The sequence below is a fragment of the Flavobacterium faecale genome, assembly GCF_048320115.1.
In the GTDB taxonomy this organism is placed as follows: Bacteria; Bacteroidota; Bacteroidia; order Flavobacteriales; family Flavobacteriaceae; genus Flavobacterium; species Flavobacterium faecale_A.
In genome coordinates, this window is record NZ_CP182943.1 from 1476856 (window position 1) to 1491624 (window position 14769).

General features: G+C 34.5%; 16 protein-coding genes. 13 read left to right on the plus strand and 3 right to left on the minus strand.

All coding sequences use genetic code 11. The features are described 5' to 3' along the window. The first annotated feature begins 7 nt into the window (after window positions 1-7). The 3 genes from proC (at window position 8) to ACNH59_RS06275 (ending at window position 2189) form a co-directional block, all read left to right on the plus strand. The gene (proC, locus tag ACNH59_RS06265) at window positions 8-784 is read left to right on the plus strand and encodes a pyrroline-5-carboxylate reductase (protein WP_418264575.1); all 777 of its coding nucleotides are present in this window, start codon (window positions 8-10) and stop codon (window positions 782-784) included. Between the two features lie 93 nt (window positions 785-877). Next, the gene (locus tag ACNH59_RS06270; protein ID WP_418264879.1) at window positions 878-1783 is read left to right on the plus strand and encodes a 2-hydroxyacid dehydrogenase; all 906 of its coding nucleotides are present in this window, start codon (window positions 878-880) and stop codon (window positions 1781-1783) included. Window positions 1784-1907: 124 nt separating this feature from the next. Further along, entirely contained in the window at window positions 1908-2189 is a 282-nt protein-coding gene (locus ACNH59_RS06275; protein WP_418264576.1) for a TM2 domain-containing protein, read from the plus strand. A 40-nt stretch (window positions 2190-2229) separates the two neighbouring features. Here the strand turns inward: ACNH59_RS06275 and ACNH59_RS06280 are convergent, their stop codons facing one another. Next, the gene (locus ACNH59_RS06280; RefSeq protein WP_418264577.1) at window positions 2230-4053 is read right to left on the minus strand and encodes a GNAT family N-acyltransferase; all 1824 of its coding nucleotides are present in this window, start codon (window positions 4051-4053) and stop codon (window positions 2230-2232) included. Between the two features lie 139 nt (window positions 4054-4192). Between ACNH59_RS06280 and ACNH59_RS06285 the strand changes: the two genes are divergently transcribed. The 3 genes from ACNH59_RS06285 to ACNH59_RS06295 all read left to right on the plus strand — a co-directional run bounded on the left by ACNH59_RS06285 (window position 4193) and on the right by ACNH59_RS06295 (window position 7061). Further along, the gene (locus tag ACNH59_RS06285; RefSeq protein WP_418264578.1) at window positions 4193-4957 is read left to right on the plus strand and encodes an exodeoxyribonuclease III; all 765 of its coding nucleotides are present in this window, start codon (window positions 4193-4195) and stop codon (window positions 4955-4957) included. Window positions 4958-4988: 31 nt separating this feature from the next. Beyond that, window positions 4989-5930: an OmpA family protein gene (locus tag ACNH59_RS06290; RefSeq protein ID WP_418264579.1), complete on the plus strand. Its 942-nt coding sequence runs from the start codon at window positions 4989-4991 to the stop codon at window positions 5928-5930. A 90-nt stretch (window positions 5931-6020) separates the two neighbouring features. Further along, the gene (locus ACNH59_RS06295) at window positions 6021-7061 is read left to right on the plus strand and encodes an NADP(H)-dependent aldo-keto reductase (RefSeq protein ID WP_418264580.1); all 1041 of its coding nucleotides are present in this window, start codon (window positions 6021-6023) and stop codon (window positions 7059-7061) included. A 67-nt stretch (window positions 7062-7128) separates the two neighbouring features. Here the strand turns inward: ACNH59_RS06295 and ACNH59_RS06300 are convergent, their stop codons facing one another. Beyond that, on the minus strand, window positions 7129-9123 hold the full coding sequence (locus ACNH59_RS06300; protein WP_418264581.1) for a transglycosylase domain-containing protein: 1995 nt from the start codon (window positions 9121-9123) through the stop codon (window positions 7129-7131). Window positions 9124-9297: 174 nt separating this feature from the next. Between ACNH59_RS06300 and ACNH59_RS06305 the strand changes: the two genes are divergently transcribed. The 7 genes from ACNH59_RS06305 to ACNH59_RS06335 all read left to right on the plus strand — a co-directional run bounded on the left by ACNH59_RS06305 (window position 9298) and on the right by ACNH59_RS06335 (window position 13931). Beyond that, the gene (locus ACNH59_RS06305) at window positions 9298-11184 is read left to right on the plus strand and encodes an RHS repeat-associated core domain-containing protein (protein WP_418264582.1); all 1887 of its coding nucleotides are present in this window, start codon (window positions 9298-9300) and stop codon (window positions 11182-11184) included. Between the two features lie 22 nt (window positions 11185-11206). Continuing rightward, window positions 11207-11521: a hypothetical protein gene (locus ACNH59_RS06310; RefSeq protein ID WP_418264583.1), complete on the plus strand. Its 315-nt coding sequence runs from the start codon at window positions 11207-11209 to the stop codon at window positions 11519-11521. Window positions 11522-11604: 83 nt separating this feature from the next. Continuing rightward, window positions 11605-11967: a hypothetical protein gene (locus ACNH59_RS06315; protein ID WP_418264584.1), complete on the plus strand. Its 363-nt coding sequence runs from the start codon at window positions 11605-11607 to the stop codon at window positions 11965-11967. A gap of 159 nt (window positions 11968-12126) precedes the next feature. Continuing rightward, complete coding sequence (locus ACNH59_RS06320) at window positions 12127-12714, plus strand: hypothetical protein (protein ID WP_418264585.1); 588 nt, start codon at window positions 12127-12129, stop codon at window positions 12712-12714. 12 nt (window positions 12715-12726) lie between these two features. Next, a complete protein-coding gene (locus ACNH59_RS06325; RefSeq protein ID WP_418264586.1) occupies window positions 12727-13083 on the plus strand; it encodes a hypothetical protein in 357 nt (118 codons plus the stop codon). Between the two features lie 205 nt (window positions 13084-13288). After that, window positions 13289-13609, plus strand: a complete 321-nt coding sequence (locus tag ACNH59_RS06330) for a transposase (RefSeq protein WP_418264587.1) — start codon at window positions 13289-13291, stop codon at window positions 13607-13609. Between the two features lie 43 nt (window positions 13610-13652). Then, complete coding sequence (locus tag ACNH59_RS06335) at window positions 13653-13931, plus strand: hypothetical protein (RefSeq protein WP_418264588.1); 279 nt, start codon at window positions 13653-13655, stop codon at window positions 13929-13931. Window positions 13932-14129: 198 nt separating this feature from the next. Here the strand turns inward: ACNH59_RS06335 and ACNH59_RS06340 are convergent, their stop codons facing one another. After that, a complete protein-coding gene (locus tag ACNH59_RS06340; protein WP_418264589.1) occupies window positions 14130-14540 on the minus strand; it encodes a hypothetical protein in 411 nt (136 codons plus the stop codon). Between the last annotated feature and the right edge of the window lie 229 nt (window positions 14541-14769).

The following is a 14769-nucleotide window of genomic DNA, read 5'->3' on the forward strand; positions in this document are numbered from 1 at the left end:
ATTCAATATGAAAATACACATTATAGGTGGTGGAAATCTTGGAGTTTCAGTTGCAGTAGGAATTGCCAAGTTTACACAAGGAAACCAAGTTACTGTTACAAGACGTAATGTAGCGAATATCAAACATCTTGAAGAACTAGGAATTACGGTTTCTTCAGATAATAAACATAACATTCAAGAAGCTGATGTAGTTCTTTTGACTATTAAACCTTACCAAGTAGATTTGGTATTGGCTGAAATTCTGCCTGTATTGTCCAATAAAATCATTGCTTCGGCAGTAAGTGGCTTGTCAATTGAGTCACTTCAAAATAAAATTGGGACCAATCATCACGCCATTCGTGTGATGCCTAATATTGCTGCTCAATTTGGTGAATCAGCGACATGTGTCAGCTTTCAAGAGGACAAAGAAAGCTACGGACAACAGTTAGTAACTTTGTTTGAAGGACTTGGAACAGCACCTGTTATTGATGAAAAATTGATGGATGCTGCAACCGTTTTGGCTGCTAGTGGAACTGCTTTTGCTTTGCGTTATATGCGCGCTTCCATGCAAGCAGGAATCGAAATTGGATTTGATTGGAAAACTGCTTTGGCAATCTCAGCTCAAACCGTTAAAGGTGCTGCTGAAATGTTAATGGAAGAACAGGTGCATCCAGAACAATTAATTGACCGCGTAACAACGCCACAAGGTTGTACCATTGCTGGATTGAGCGAGATGGAATCACATGGTTTTAGTTCGTCTCTTATTCGCGGAATTAAATCGGCTTTGAAAAAAATCAAAGGATAGTCCTCAAACTGAAATAATTAATGTGTTTTTGGGTTTAAATAAAATATTTTGAGAGAAATTAAGATTCTACATATCGATAGCAACAATCCCATCATGATGGAGCAGTTAGAATCTGCTGGTTTTGTCAATCAAGAAGATTTTTCTTCTTCAAAAGAAGAAATTGAATCTAAAATTCAAAATTATCAGGGCGTTGTCATTAGAAGTCGATTCAAGATAGATCAAACATTTTTGGACAAAGCGACCAACTTGCAGTTTATTGCAAGAGTAGGAGCTGGATTAGAAAGTATTGATTGTGATTATGCCGAATCTAAAAACATTACCTTAATTGCTGCGCCAGAAGGCAATCGTAATGCTGTTGGGGAACATACCTTAGGAATGATTTTGTCTTTGTTCAACAATCTCAATAAAGCGGATAGAGAAATCCGTTCGGGCCAATGGAATCGTGAAAGTAACCGCGGTCATGAACTCGATGGGAAAACCGTTGGAATCATTGGCTACGGCAATATGGGAAAATCATTTGCCAAAAAACTAAGAGGATTTGAAGTCGATGTACTTTGTTATGACATTAAAGAAAATGTAGGTGACGAAAATGCCAAACAAGTTTCCTTTCAAGAGTTTCAACAAAAGGTAGATGTAGTGAGTTTACATGTTCCTTGGACACCAGAAACTAATAGAATGGTTAATGAAGCGTTTATTGATGGTTTTAAGAAGCCTTTTTGGCTTATGAATACATCAAGAGGTAAAAACATTGTTACGACGGACCTAGTTGCTGCCTTAGAGTCTGGAAAAATATTAGGTGCGGGACTAGATGTGTTGGAGTATGAGAAGTCTTCTTTTGAAACCCTTTTTCAAGAAAATGACACTCCAGAAGCCTTTCAGTATTTGTTAGGAGCTAATAATGTAATTTTATCCCCTCATGTCGCTGGTTGGACTTTTGAAAGCCACAAACGATTGGCACAAGTAATCGTGGATAAGATTAAATTGAAGTATGATTTATAGCTGTTTTTGTTTGTAATAGTCTTTAAGTTAGAATGTTGTGTGTTTGTTGTCGTTGTAAAAGAATGAGTAATTGAGTTTTTTTTCGTAAATTTAGGAGATATAAAAATCCTTAAATTACTTAATCATGGAAAATTCAAGTCATATGCATTGGAATGATCCGCATTCTTATGAGGAAGATAGTAAACGATTGGCAGCAGGTATATTAGCTATAGTGTTAGCTCCATTTGGTGTTCATAAATTTCTTTTAGGCTATGTCAAAGAAGGAATTATTTGGCTCATCATGAGCGCTGTAACTATGGGAATGTTGACGGGGTTCTTAGGGATAATGGAAGGATTTCTTTATTTGTCAAAATCGGATGAGGAATTTTACGATACCTACCAACTTCATACAAAAAAGTGGTTCTAATTCATAAAAAAAGGCCTCGAGATTTTCGAGGCCTTTTTTGTTATATTTCAGAGTCATGTTCATGTTCTCCTTTTTCGTTTAGTTTTCGTTCTAATTCTGCCTGAAATTCTTCCATAACAGGTTTCATAGTGCTTTCAGGAATATCTTCGATACGAATGTACATTAAGCCGTCAACGGCATTATTAAAAAGTGGGTCCACATTAAAGGCTACCACTCTTGCATTTTGTTTGATGTATTTTTTGATTAATACAGGCAAACGTAAAACGCCTGGTTCTAATTCGTCAATAATTTTATCAAACTTATTTAAATCGGCTTCGGTTTCATTAAAGATAAAATCTTTATCAGCATCCTTTAGTTTAACCTTGTAGGCTTTTTTAGGATGAATGTATTGCGCAATATAAGGATCGTAATAATTCGATTTCATGAATTGAATCATCAACGATTTAGAGAAATCCGAAAACTGATTACTGATACTTACGCCACCCATTAAGAATTTATGCTCAGGAAAACGGAGAGTAGTATGTATAATTCCTTTCCAAAGTAAGAACAAAGGCATTGGTTTTTGTTGGTATTCTTTGATGATGAAAGCACGTCCCATTTCGATACTTTTGCTCATCATATCGTGCAATTCGGGTTCAAAACGAAAAAGGTCATTCAAATAGAATCCCTCAATACCGTGGTTTTTGTATATTTCAGAACCTAATCCCATTCTATAGGCGCCAGCTATTTTTTTTGCTTCTTCATCCCATAGGAACAAATGGTGGTAATATTGGTCAAATTTGTCTAAGTCGATAGACTCGTTTGTTCCTTCACCGACTTCTCTAAAGGTAATTTCACGTAATCTTCCAATTTCATGGAGGACATTAGGTATTTTGTCTGCACCAGCAAAAAAGACTTCATAATTTTTACTTTGCAAAAGTCGGCAATCGGTTTCTCTTAGTGCTGAAACTTCACTAACAATATTATCAGTATTGGCTGGAGTTACGATTTCTTTTGGGCTCCTAGGTAGTTTTAGGTTTGGAGTAGAGATTAACTTGCTTTCCTTTTCAAAAGGATTAGCAAGCATATAGGTTTTTTTTCTCAGGAATTCTGAGTAGGCTTCAATGGTTTTGTATTCGTTTTGTTCATTTACTGAAATGGGCTTTCCTATACGAACCTTAATCACTCGTTTTTTTTGACTAAAAACTTCAGATGGCAATTTCGCTGTGCGAAGTGTACCACTGATTGCGGATAGTAAATAAAATAATCGACTATTTTTGGCGTGGAAATAAATAGGGACCACAGGAACTTGTGCTTTTCTGATGACTTTGATAGCTCCTTCTTCCCATGGTTTGTCGACCATTAATTGACCGTCTCGGTAACTAGAGACTTCACCGGCTGGAAACATACCAAGAGGTTTGCCATCACTCAGGTGACGTAATGTTTCTTTAATTCCTACCACGCTAGATTTGGCATCCTTATGATTTTCAAAAGGATTAACCGGCATGATGTATTGCTTAAGAGGCTCAATACGGTGTAGTAAAAAATTGGCAATGATTTTGAAATTAGGCTCTCTTTCAAGCATTAATTTCAATAATAAAACACCGTCAATTCCGCCAAGAGGATGATTGGATATGGTAATATAAGGGCCGTCTTTTGGGATTCGTTTTAAATCTTCTTCGGGTATTTCAAATTTAATTTTCAAGTCATCTAGAACACCATTTAGAAAGGCTACTTCTTGTAAATGTTTGTTCCTATTATAAACTTTGTTTAAAGTTGATATTTTTAGAATTTTCATTAATAGCCAACCTGAAAAAGTTCCTAAAATCCCGTATTTTTCAATATTGATAGCTTTTGCAACTTCCTTGGCAGTAACTAGACCCATATGTTTTTTTCTTTTTGAGCGAAAAACAAAGATAGAAAAAAACTCCATTATTTAGCCATCGACTATTTCTAATTTCAGGAATTATCCATAGTCCTTTTTATTTTTTAGTACTTTTGAAAAATGCAATAAAATTAAAAATATGAAGATTATATCCTATAATGTAAATGGAATTAGAGCAGCAATTACTAAAGGACTCATTACTTGGTTGCAACAAGCAGACCCTGATGTGATTTGTTTACAAGAAATTAAGGCAACACCTGAACAAGTTCCTTTAGAAGATTTTGAAGCTGCGGGTTATCCTTACCATTATTGGTTTCCTGCTACAAAAAAAGGGTATAGCGGAGTGGCTATTTTGTCTAAAATAAAACCCAATAATGTGGTTTATGGCACGGGAATTGAGCACATGGACTTTGAAGGAAGGAATCTAAGAGTAGACTTTGATACCGTTTCGGTAATGAGTTTGTATTTGCCTTCTGGGACTAACAGCGAACGCTTGAGTCACAAGTTTAAATATATGGATGATTTTCAAGAATATATTACAAATTTGAAGAAGGAAATTCCTAATCTTGTGATTTGCGGGGATTATAACATCTGTCACGAGGCAATCGATATTCATGATCCTGTTCGAAATAAAAAAGTCTCTGGATTTTTACCTGAAGAGCGGGCTTGGTTGGATGCTTTTTTAAATAATGGATTTATTGATAGTTTCCGTTTTTTAAATAAAGAACCTGATAATTATACCTGGTGGACGATGCGATTTCCTTCCGCTAGATTGAATAATAAAGGATGGCGTATAGATTATTGTTTGGTGAGTGAACCTTTAAAAGAGCGAATTACAAGAGCCTTGATTTTGCCCGAAGCCAAACATTCTGACCATTGTCCCATTGTAGTTGAGATAAAATAAACAGTATATTAATATTTAAAAATTGAATTTGATGATTAAAAAAGTTTCCATCGGATTGTTGCTCGTTGCAATGACCAGTTCCTGTGTTTCTAAGAAGATTTATAATGAATTAGAGAGTAAATATACCGATCTTAAGAAAGAAAATAGAAGCCTTTCGGATGAAAATGCGGAACTTTTAAAAAGCAAAAACCAATTAGAATTAGATCAAGACGCTTTGAAGTCAGAATTAGCTAAAGTTAAATCGGAACGTGAAAGATTAAATGCGGAATATGCAGCTTTAAATGATAAATTTAAAAATCTAGACGCTTCCTATAAGGCTTTGGAGAAAAACAGTAACGAAGCTTTGCAAGCCAATATGAGCAAAAATCGTGATTTGCTTTCGCAATTGGATGCTAAGTCTAAGGCTTTGGCCATCGAGCAAGAGCGTTTGAACAAAAGTGCACAACGATTGCAAGAACTGGAATCTTTGATTGCAGCTAAGGAAGAAAACATGCGCAAGTTGAAAGAAACTTTGTCAAATGCATTAAATGGATTTGAAGGCAAAGGATTGACTGTAGAACAAAAGAACGGAAAAGTTTATGTTTCTATGGAGAATAAATTACTGTTCGGTTCAGGAAGTTGGTCTGTAGGCTCAGAAGGTCGTAAGGCCGTAGTGGAAGTAGGGAAAGTTTTGGCTGACAATCCCGAAATTTCGGTTTTGATTGAAGGACATACAGATGATGATCCTTATCTAGCTTCAGGTCCTATTGCGAATAACTGGGATTTATCAACAAAAAGAGCGACAGCTATTGTTGCCATTTTGAGTGAAAACAAAATGATCAATAAACAAAACCTAACTGCAGCAGGTAGAGGGGAGTTTTCTCCATTAGCAACTAATGCTACTGCCGAAGGAAAAGCAAAGAATCGTAGAATTGAAATTATTTTGACTCCGCGGTTAGATGAAATTTCTAAAATGTTGAATGAAATCAACTAGAAAGGTTTAATTTTAAGAAAAGGTTCAGAGTTATTCTTTGAACCTTTTTTGTATTTTAGATACTTTTGTTGCTGATTAAAGAATTAAGATATGATATATAATAAATTACCCAATACAGATATAAAGGTAAGCGAAGTGTGCCTTGGTACGATGACTTTTGGTCAACAAAACTCTGAATCCGAAGGTCATGCTCAGATGGATTATGCCTTTGAAAAAGGCGTGAATTTTTTTGATACTGCTGAGATGTATTCTATTCCAAGCCATAAGGAAACTTACGGAAGTACTGAGAAAATAATAGGTTCCTGGTTTAAAAGTACGGGTAAAAGAGAGAAGGTTGTATTGGCCAGTAAAATTGCGGGACCAAGCCCGATTTTTGGATATATGCGTGAGAAATTAGACTTTTCACCTGAAAGTTTACAATACGCATTGGATAATAGTCTTAAACGTTTGCAAACGGATTATATCGATTTGTATCAATTGCATTGGCCTGAACGAAAGACTAATATTTTTGGACAGCGAGGATTTAAGGTGAAAGATGATCAATGGGAGGACAATATACATCAAGTTTTAGAGACCTTAGATGGTTTTATCAAGGCTGGAAAAATAAAAGCTATCGGAGTTTCAAATGAAACCCCATGGGGTTTGATGCGTTTTCTAGAAGAAAGCAAAAAATACAATTTGCCTAAAATAGCAACGGTTCAAAATCCGTATTCATTGTTAAACCGCTTGTTTGAAGTGGGTTCGGCTGAAATTTGTTATAGAGAAAATGTTGGTTTATTGGCCTATTCTCCTTTAGGTTTTGGGGTATTAACAGGGAAGTTTTTAGATGAAAAAGTCAAACATCCTAAAGCTCGATTAAATTTGTTTCCACAGTACAATCGTTATAGTAGTGAACAAAGCACGGCAGCTACAAAGATGTATAATGATATTGCGAGCAGTCATGGCTTGACCTTGACACAAATGGCATTGGCATTTGTGAATCAACAACCATCAGTGACTAGTACTATTATTGGCGCAACCTCAATTCCGCAATTAAAAGAAAATATAGAATCTTTTAGGATAAAACTTTCAACCGAAATTTTTGACCTAATTGAAGCGGTTCAAGCGGTTTATCCAAATCCTGCTCCGTAATTAAAATTTGAAGGGACGATATTTTGTTCAAATATTTTAATTTTTTAAAATCGCCGTTTTTAGTTTTCTAAAAACGGCTATTTTTTGGTGGATTTACTATCGGAACAGGAGTAAGTTTAGGAGTAATTAAAGAATCTATTTTGGTCGAATCTTTAACTGTTATTTTGATTAATGATTTCGCAGGACCAGATATAATAACTGGTTGTGTTTTGTAGATTGTGTCTTCAATAGTCAAAAGCCCTCTTTTTATCATAATGTTGGTTATGAAAGATGCAACTTTTTTAGAGGAATCTTTTAGGTTTCCTTCGGAGTTAAAATGATACATGAATTTATTGGGACTTGGGATAATTCGTGCCAAGTACAAGCATTCGTTTAAGGTTAAATCGATAGGTTTTTTTTGGAAGTAATATTGGCTAGCCTCTCCAATTCCGTAGACATTTGGACCCCATTCGATAATGTTGAAATATACTTCGAGCATGCGTTCTTTACTTGCGATTCGGTTGTTTTCTAATAGGTAGACTAGTAATATTTCTTCTAGTTTTCGAGATAATGTTTTTTCGCGGGTTAGAAAAACATTTTTGACCAATTGCATGCTGATGGTACTTGCGCCTCTGGAGAATTTTTTTGTCTTGATGTTTTTGGCGATGGACTGTTTAAAAGCTTCGTTGATGAAACCACGATGATTAAAAAATGAAGGGTCTTCGGATGTTAAAACACTTTTTTGTAAATAAGGCGAAATCTGGTCTAAAGGAGTGAAATTAGGGTTGTCTGGTCCAACCAAAATTGGGCGTTGCAGTACGTCTTTTATGATGGCTCGATACGTGAAATCACTATTGATTTTGCTGAGGTTTGCCTCGCCATATTTAGTAATTCGTAAATTTTCTTTTTTGATATTGCTGTCAAATACTAACTGATTTGGTTTGTTTTTGTTGAATTTAAAATTCAATTTATAATTAAAATAACCCGTAGTTTCCATTCCTTCAAAATGGGTAAATAGCCCTTCAGGAAGCGAGGTGATAAAATCTTGGGCTTTCATTTTTGGGATTGCTACTTTAAGCCTGTAAATAGTGTCATCTTCAGTATTGTAGGACAAGTAGGGGTGTAGTTTTATTTTGTTTAATTGAACCGTAGAGCTACTATCTATTGAAATAAAATCAGCGCCTAAAAGGAAACGATAGTCAAAGCGGGCATTTTTTAAAAAAACGTCTTTGCGGGCAATTTTGGGATGGTTAATTTTCAAATTTACAATGGAAGCAAAACCGTCCAAATGGAATTCACCTCTGCTTTTTTCAATATTTTGAATGTTTAAACGTATGGAATCAAAACTCGAAATTAGATTATAGCGTTCGTCAAAATAAGGTAGTTTGATAGCTCCTGAGTCTAAATTAAAGAATCGGATATCGGCTTGTTTGTTTCGAGGGTCAGCTAGTCCTTTGATTTTCCATCGTTGCGTAAAAGTATTGGTCTGCACATGAATGGCTGTTTCGATATTCTTATTGACAAGTATCAGTTTTTTGATGTCAATAGTTGCTTTTTTGTCATTGTCATCAAGTTTGAAAACTAGATTTTCAATATTCATATTTGTGGGAACCAAATTCAAAAGCTTTGAAATGGTTTTGTAAGTAAATGAAGCGTAGTTTAATTTGTCATTCTTAGTGTTTTCAGTGCTGTCTTTTTTTATAAAGGCGGCAAAATTTTTCAGCTTGCCCTTTTGAGTCAATTGTACGTAACCATTGTTGATTTTTAATGTGCCGATTTGCACATCTCCTAAGAATAATTTCCAAATATTAATTGTGGTTTCAATATTTTGGATTTTAAAAAGGGTGTCTGCATTCTTTGGAGCAAGAATTACATTAGTCAATTTTACGCCTGAAAAACCATCGAAAGAAGCTTCTTTTATAGTGAAGTTACAGTCGTATTGGTAAGCAGCTTTGGAAGTGGTTCGGGTTAATAATTGATCCAAAAGCGTGTTCCTAAAGCTAAAAAGACCAATAATTACGATAGTAGCAATCGCGAAAGTTATTTTTAAAAATAGTAGTATTTTTTGTTTTCGGGTTCTCATGAACGGGCTAATATTTTGCAACGGGCTAAAATAATAACTTTTTTTGTTAGGCTACGGATATTTATCTAAAGTTTAATAAAAATATGAGTGTGAGAATAAAAAAAGAAGCGGTATCCCCAGATATTGTGGCAAACAGACAATGTAAATACACGAGGGCAACTTACTACAGCCAAAATGGCTAATGGAAATATTAGTATTAGCAATACCTACGATAGTTATGGGTTTATAACCCAATCAAAGCAAGATAGGGCAAATGGTTATTCAGGTAATATTATGACCCTTAACACCGTATTTGATGAGCAAAGAGGTAATTTAACGAGTAGAACCAATAGCTTGTTTAATTGGAGCGAAAGCTTTACTTATGATTCCTTAGACCGTCTTACAACATATAAAAACGTTGCTGGAATAACCGAAACACAAAGTTATGATGACCGTGGAAGAATCACTCAAAATGCAGTGGGAACATACAATTATTCCAATAGCCCTAAGCCGTATCAAAACACCTCAGTGACAGTAACACCAGATGCTCTAGCATATTATCAAGGGAATACAGAGCAAAACATTAGTTATAACGCCTTCAAAAGTCCCTATGAAATAGAAGAAGTAGGCAAAGATAAAATTAGTTTTACCTATAATGATAGCAACGGTCGTAGTACAATGTTCTACGGTAGTCTCGCTAATGATAAATCATTACGCCCCTTACGTAAATACTACAGTGCTGATAGTAGTATGGAGATAAAACATAATAGCACCACTGGAGCTGTTGAGTTTATAACCTACATAGGTGGTGATGGCTACACCGCACCACTAGTGTTAAAAAGTGACGGAACCACCCAAAATTACTTATTTTTACAGCGAGATTATCAAGGCAGTATTGTGGCTATAAGCGACAACTCAGGAATGGTACTAGAAAAACGCTTGTATGATGCTTGGGGAAATGTTTTGGTGCAAGATGGTGCAGGTAATACGCTAAACTGTCTTACTTTATTGGATAGAGGATATACAGGTCATGAGCATTTGCAAAGCGTAGGACTCATACACATGAATGGGCGCTTATACGATCCTAAATTGCATCGATTTTTACAACCTGATAATTATGTGCAAGATCCTTCTAATACGCAGAATTATAATAGGTATGGGTACGTTCTTAATAATCCTTTGAAGTATACCGATCCTAGTGGGGAAATATCGTTTAAATCGGCTGGAAGGTGGTTAGATAAAAATTGGAAAAGTGTGGTCACTGTCGGAGCTGCGGTAGTTACAGGAGTTGTCATTGTAGCTTCTATGGGAACTGCAACTCCATTAGCAGTTGCTTTTTGGGCTGGGGCTGGAGCAGGATTTGTTGGAGGAACATTAGGTACTGCATTAAATGGTGGAAACTTTGGAGAATCCTTAGTGGCAGGTTTGACTGGTGCAGCTTTTGGTGCGGTTACTGGTATGGCAGGAGCTTATATGAGTGCAGCTGTAGGTGCAGTAGGAATAATTCCAGGGGCGATTGCTGGAGCGGCTAATTCAACTGCTTTAACTGCATTTACCAATTTGGTAACTGGTAATGATTGGAATTCGGGATTAGGAATGTCGGCAATATTTGGAGCAGTAGGTGGAGGTATTTCGGGTTTTCAAGCAGCAAAAGACAGCGGTGCGGGAATTTGGATGGGTACTAAATCAAAGCCGTCAATATCGGTCATTGCAACAAGTAATCAAAACTCAGGAACTAAATTTGAAAACAGTCCAGAAGTAAGAGATGCAATTAAAGCACAAGCGAAAGCTACTAATGTAGAAATTGATATGGGAAATCAAGGCAAACATTTATTAGATCATAATAATTATATGGACGGTAGAAGTATTTTAGATGCTAACCCACATACTCTTTTGGAAAATGTTCAATCAGGTAATATTAAAAGCTTACAGACGATTAATTCTGTAAAAACAAGGATAGATTTTGGAACAGGAATAGGTACTTTTAGGGATATCAATCTCGGAGGTGCTGCATCTCAGACAACAAAAGCTATAATGATTACTGGGAAAAATGGAGTTCATTTTGTTCCATCAAGACCGTAATTATAGTTAAAAAATGGAAAAAATGGAAAAAAATATTGATTTATTTAGGAATGTCTTATTATCTGCGCAGAGAGCTATTCTAGGTGAAATATATGTTGAAATTAGGGCAATTGCGATTGGATTTGATTCTAAAAAACTCACGATTATTTGTTATTTAGACAGGATGCCAATTGAGGACGATTATGAAAATTTAAGTAATATAGCAGGGCAAATATTGGCGGATATAGATTTTGAAACAGTTGAAGAAAGATGTGTATTTAGCAACGATTTATTCTCAAAACTCGATAGTTTAGATTCTTTTATATATGCAAGAAAAGAGCACCCTGTCTCGTCCTAAAATAGGTTTATTCCTGTGAGTCATAGGGATGTAGATGTTAAAGGTATAAGCTTACCAAACAAGGGTACATAATATTAAAATAGATGATAGAAAAAGATTTTTTTATAGATACTTTGAAAATAATGCCTGAAAATTCAATCTGTTATTTACAGGCACCTAATTTAAGTTCGAAATTATTGTTAAGAGTGTTGCAAGATTCTGAATATGAATACTATCTAAAAATAAAATTGGATAATCTTAACAGAAAATTATTAATAAATTGCATTTTATCAGAAAATATTCAAGAAGATCTTCAGTCAATTGAAATAAAGAAAGATGATGAATTACTTTTTGAAGGATTTGATGGTGTAGAATACGGCACAATATCGAATAAATTAAAACTTACGGAGGATTATATTAAAAAATACATAAATGATGATTTTTGTAATATTTCCAATGATTGGTGATCCAGGAAGTCAAGTAAAAGGTCAACTCCAGCTATGCAAAGTGTTCGATAAAAAGAAAAACGTTATTAAAAGTCGGGAATTGCTGTGCGAAGGCACATTCAGAAGTAAGTTTGTTTTTTTTCAAGAAATAAAAAAATGACCAAATTTTGAGTTTCAAAATTGGTCATTTATATTTTTCACGAACTTGCTGGAGCGGCTAATTCAACTGCTTTAACTGCATTTACCAATTTGGTAACTGGTAATGATTGGAATGCGGGATTAGGAATGTCGGCAATATTTGGAGCAGTAGGTGGAGGTATTTCGGGTTTTCAAGCAGCAAAAGACAGCGGTGCGGGAATTTGGATGGGTACTAAATCAAAGCCGTCAATATCGGTCATTGCAACTAGTAACCAAAACAAAGGAACTAAATTTGAAAACAGTCCAGAAGTAAGAGATGCAATTAAAGCACAGGCGAAAGCAACAGGAGAAACTAATTCTGGAAAATATCCAGAAGGTTACATAAATACAGATTCTCCGAAACCTAATAATATTCCTAATTCATCAAAAGATTATACAACGTCAAATGGTAAGCCAATTTCAAAACATTTTTATGATAGTAATGGTAATATTGAATTTGAAATTAATTATAAAAATCATAATATGGGAGCTCCACATGGACACAAATTTAGTATCCCAGGAAATATGCAGAGTGGGCATTTGCCAGAAAATCATATACCTTTTATGTTAATTCCCAAAAAATATTTTTAAAAATTAAGTTTTATGATTAAGAAAATAATAGAAGATTATTATGAGTTTTCAGATTCTTGGATTTCAGAAATTAAGTTATTCGAGAATAATAATGAAAATGTATTTGATTTAATTATTCATTGTGCAAATAAAGGTAAAAATTATAACTATGAAAAAGTAAAGATTTCTTTTATAGAAGTTATTTTTTATAAATTAATTGGAGAAAATGGAATATCTGATTTTGCACCAAAAGATGTTTATATAAAAGAAGAAGATGGAGTAATAACTTTTGATTTTTTTCCAATAGATCATTTTGATTATTTAGAAGAAAATCCTAACTCTAATTTTATAATTAAATGTAGAAAAATTGAGTTTAAAGTTTTAAAATAAAATATGCTTATCCGTAAACTGACCTAAAATTTGTAAATTTATTTAACAAAATTGAATCCCAGCTATGCAAAGTGTTCCATAAAAGAAAAACGTTATTAAAAGTCGGGGATTGCTGTGCGAAGTCTCCCGACTTCGTACCCGTTCCAATAGTTCACACAGTTAATCAGGCAAAAAAAATGTTTATTTGTAGTAAAAAACTACATATTTGAATAAAAAAGTGATATCTGAAGGATACAAGATAAGAAACCAAACTTTGCCACATTTTGTAACGGCAACCGTTGTTGATTGGGTTGATGTTTTTACAAGAAAAAATTATAGAGACATCGTTATAGGCTGTTTGGATTTTTGTATCAAAGAAAAGCCAATGGTTTTGTACGGCTATGTGATTATGAGTAATCATATTCATATGGTAGTGCAATCTGGCGATGGCGAGTTATCGGATTTGTTGCGAGATTTTAAGAAATTTACAGCTACAAAAATTATAGAAAAAATAAAATCAGATGCCGAGAGTCGAAGTGAAACCTAACGAAGTGGTTCGGCGGAGCCAATGGATGTTAGAGCGTTTTAAATTGGCAACCGAAAGTCATTCAAGAAACAAAAATTATCAGTTTTGGCAGTATGGCAATCATCCTGAAGAAATTTACAGCAACAAGTTTATGTGGTCAAAGTTGGATTATATTCACTTAAATCCTGTTCGTGCAGGAATTGTAGAGAAAGCATCACATTATACTTATTCAAGTGCCAGTAATTATGTTTCGGATACAGGCTTACTAAAAATAGAAAAAGCAGAGATTCCGATAGTTGATGTTTTAAATTTGAATAATTTTACTCGTTATAATGAATATTGAGTTTTAGAAATTTGGAACGGCATATAGGAATGGGTACGAAGTCGGGAGACTTCGCACAGCATACCCCTATTTCTAGGAATTTTTTTTAGACGACTTCGTGCAGCGGGTCTCACAACTTGCATTGCATCCATATAGCATCTAACTTTTTGGTGTAGCTTAACTTCGTGAAACAGCTTCTTCGTAATATTTTAACTTAGGTTATTTCTTAAAGAATTTTTTTACTTGTGCTACAACTTGATTTTGGGTCATGCTATCAGCGGTCTCAACTAATTTTAATTTAGTAGCTATTTCGGTTTTTTCACTATTAATTTTTTGCTGTAGTTTGTTCTTTGTTTCTGCTGGGCCAAAAACATACAATTCATCGGCTTCTGCCACTTTAGAAATAACATTTTTCAAATAGTTATTGGTTTGATGTTTCTTTCTTTCGTCAAATGTTTTTTCTGAATTTACGTGTTGGTCGCCAAAAAAAGCGCCTTTGTTTCCTTCGCCGTTGTGATGTACAGGGTTTTCTATATCTGATAGGATTTCGGTGATGGATTCATTTTGACCGTCTATCGTTACTATGATTGCTTTTTTTGTATCTATCCAAATGCCAGTTTGCTTTTTCATGAGTATTGGTTTTTTAGGTTAAAAATAGATTGCTTTTGATATTATTTATCAGGTGCATTTTAATTTTAGTTCGCTAATTTTCGTCGAAAAGGTTTATATAAGTTCCATTGTTCAAATACGCTTCATTACTGAAAAATATAGGAACTATAGTTCGTTAACTGTGAATAAAGATTAGCGTAACTGTACTTATTTGTTAATTGAAGTCTTTTTTGATAGTACTGAAATAGTA

Excerpts from the sequence above, each read along its gene's own strand:
- ACNH59_RS06280 (WP_418264577.1), bottom strand. The coding sequence starts at position 4,053 with ATGGGTCTAGTTACTGCCAAGGAAGTTGCAAAAGCTATCAATATTGAA.
- ACNH59_RS06275 (WP_418264576.1), top strand. The coding sequence starts at position 1,908 with ATGGAAAATTCAAGTCATATGCATTGGAATGATCCGCATTCTTATGAG.
- ACNH59_RS06310 (WP_418264583.1), top strand. The coding sequence starts at position 11,207 with ATGGAAAAAAATATTGATTTATTTAGGAATGTCTTATTATCTGCGCAG.
- ACNH59_RS06300 (WP_418264581.1), bottom strand. The coding sequence starts at position 9,123 with ATGAGAACCCGAAAACAAAAAATACTACTATTTTTAAAAATAACTTTC.
- ACNH59_RS06325 (WP_418264586.1), top strand. The coding sequence starts at position 12,727 with ATGATTAAGAAAATAATAGAAGATTATTATGAGTTTTCAGATTCTTGG.
- proC (WP_418264575.1), top strand. The coding sequence starts at position 8 with ATGAAAATACACATTATAGGTGGTGGAAATCTTGGAGTTTCAGTTGCA.
- ACNH59_RS06305 (WP_418264582.1), top strand. The coding sequence starts at position 9,298 with ATGGCTAATGGAAATATTAGTATTAGCAATACCTACGATAGTTATGGG.
- ACNH59_RS06285 (WP_418264578.1), top strand. The coding sequence starts at position 4,193 with ATGAAGATTATATCCTATAATGTAAATGGAATTAGAGCAGCAATTACT.
- ACNH59_RS06290 (WP_418264579.1), top strand. The coding sequence starts at position 4,989 with ATGATTAAAAAAGTTTCCATCGGATTGTTGCTCGTTGCAATGACCAGT.
- ACNH59_RS06295 (WP_418264580.1), top strand. The coding sequence starts at position 6,021 with ATGATATATAATAAATTACCCAATACAGATATAAAGGTAAGCGAAGTG.
- ACNH59_RS06270 (WP_418264879.1), top strand. The coding sequence starts at position 878 with ATGATGGAGCAGTTAGAATCTGCTGGTTTTGTCAATCAAGAAGATTTT.
- ACNH59_RS06340 (WP_418264589.1), bottom strand. The coding sequence starts at position 14,540 with ATGAAAAAGCAAACTGGCATTTGGATAGATACAAAAAAAGCAATCATA.
- ACNH59_RS06315 (WP_418264584.1), top strand. The coding sequence starts at position 11,605 with ATGATAGAAAAAGATTTTTTTATAGATACTTTGAAAATAATGCCTGAA.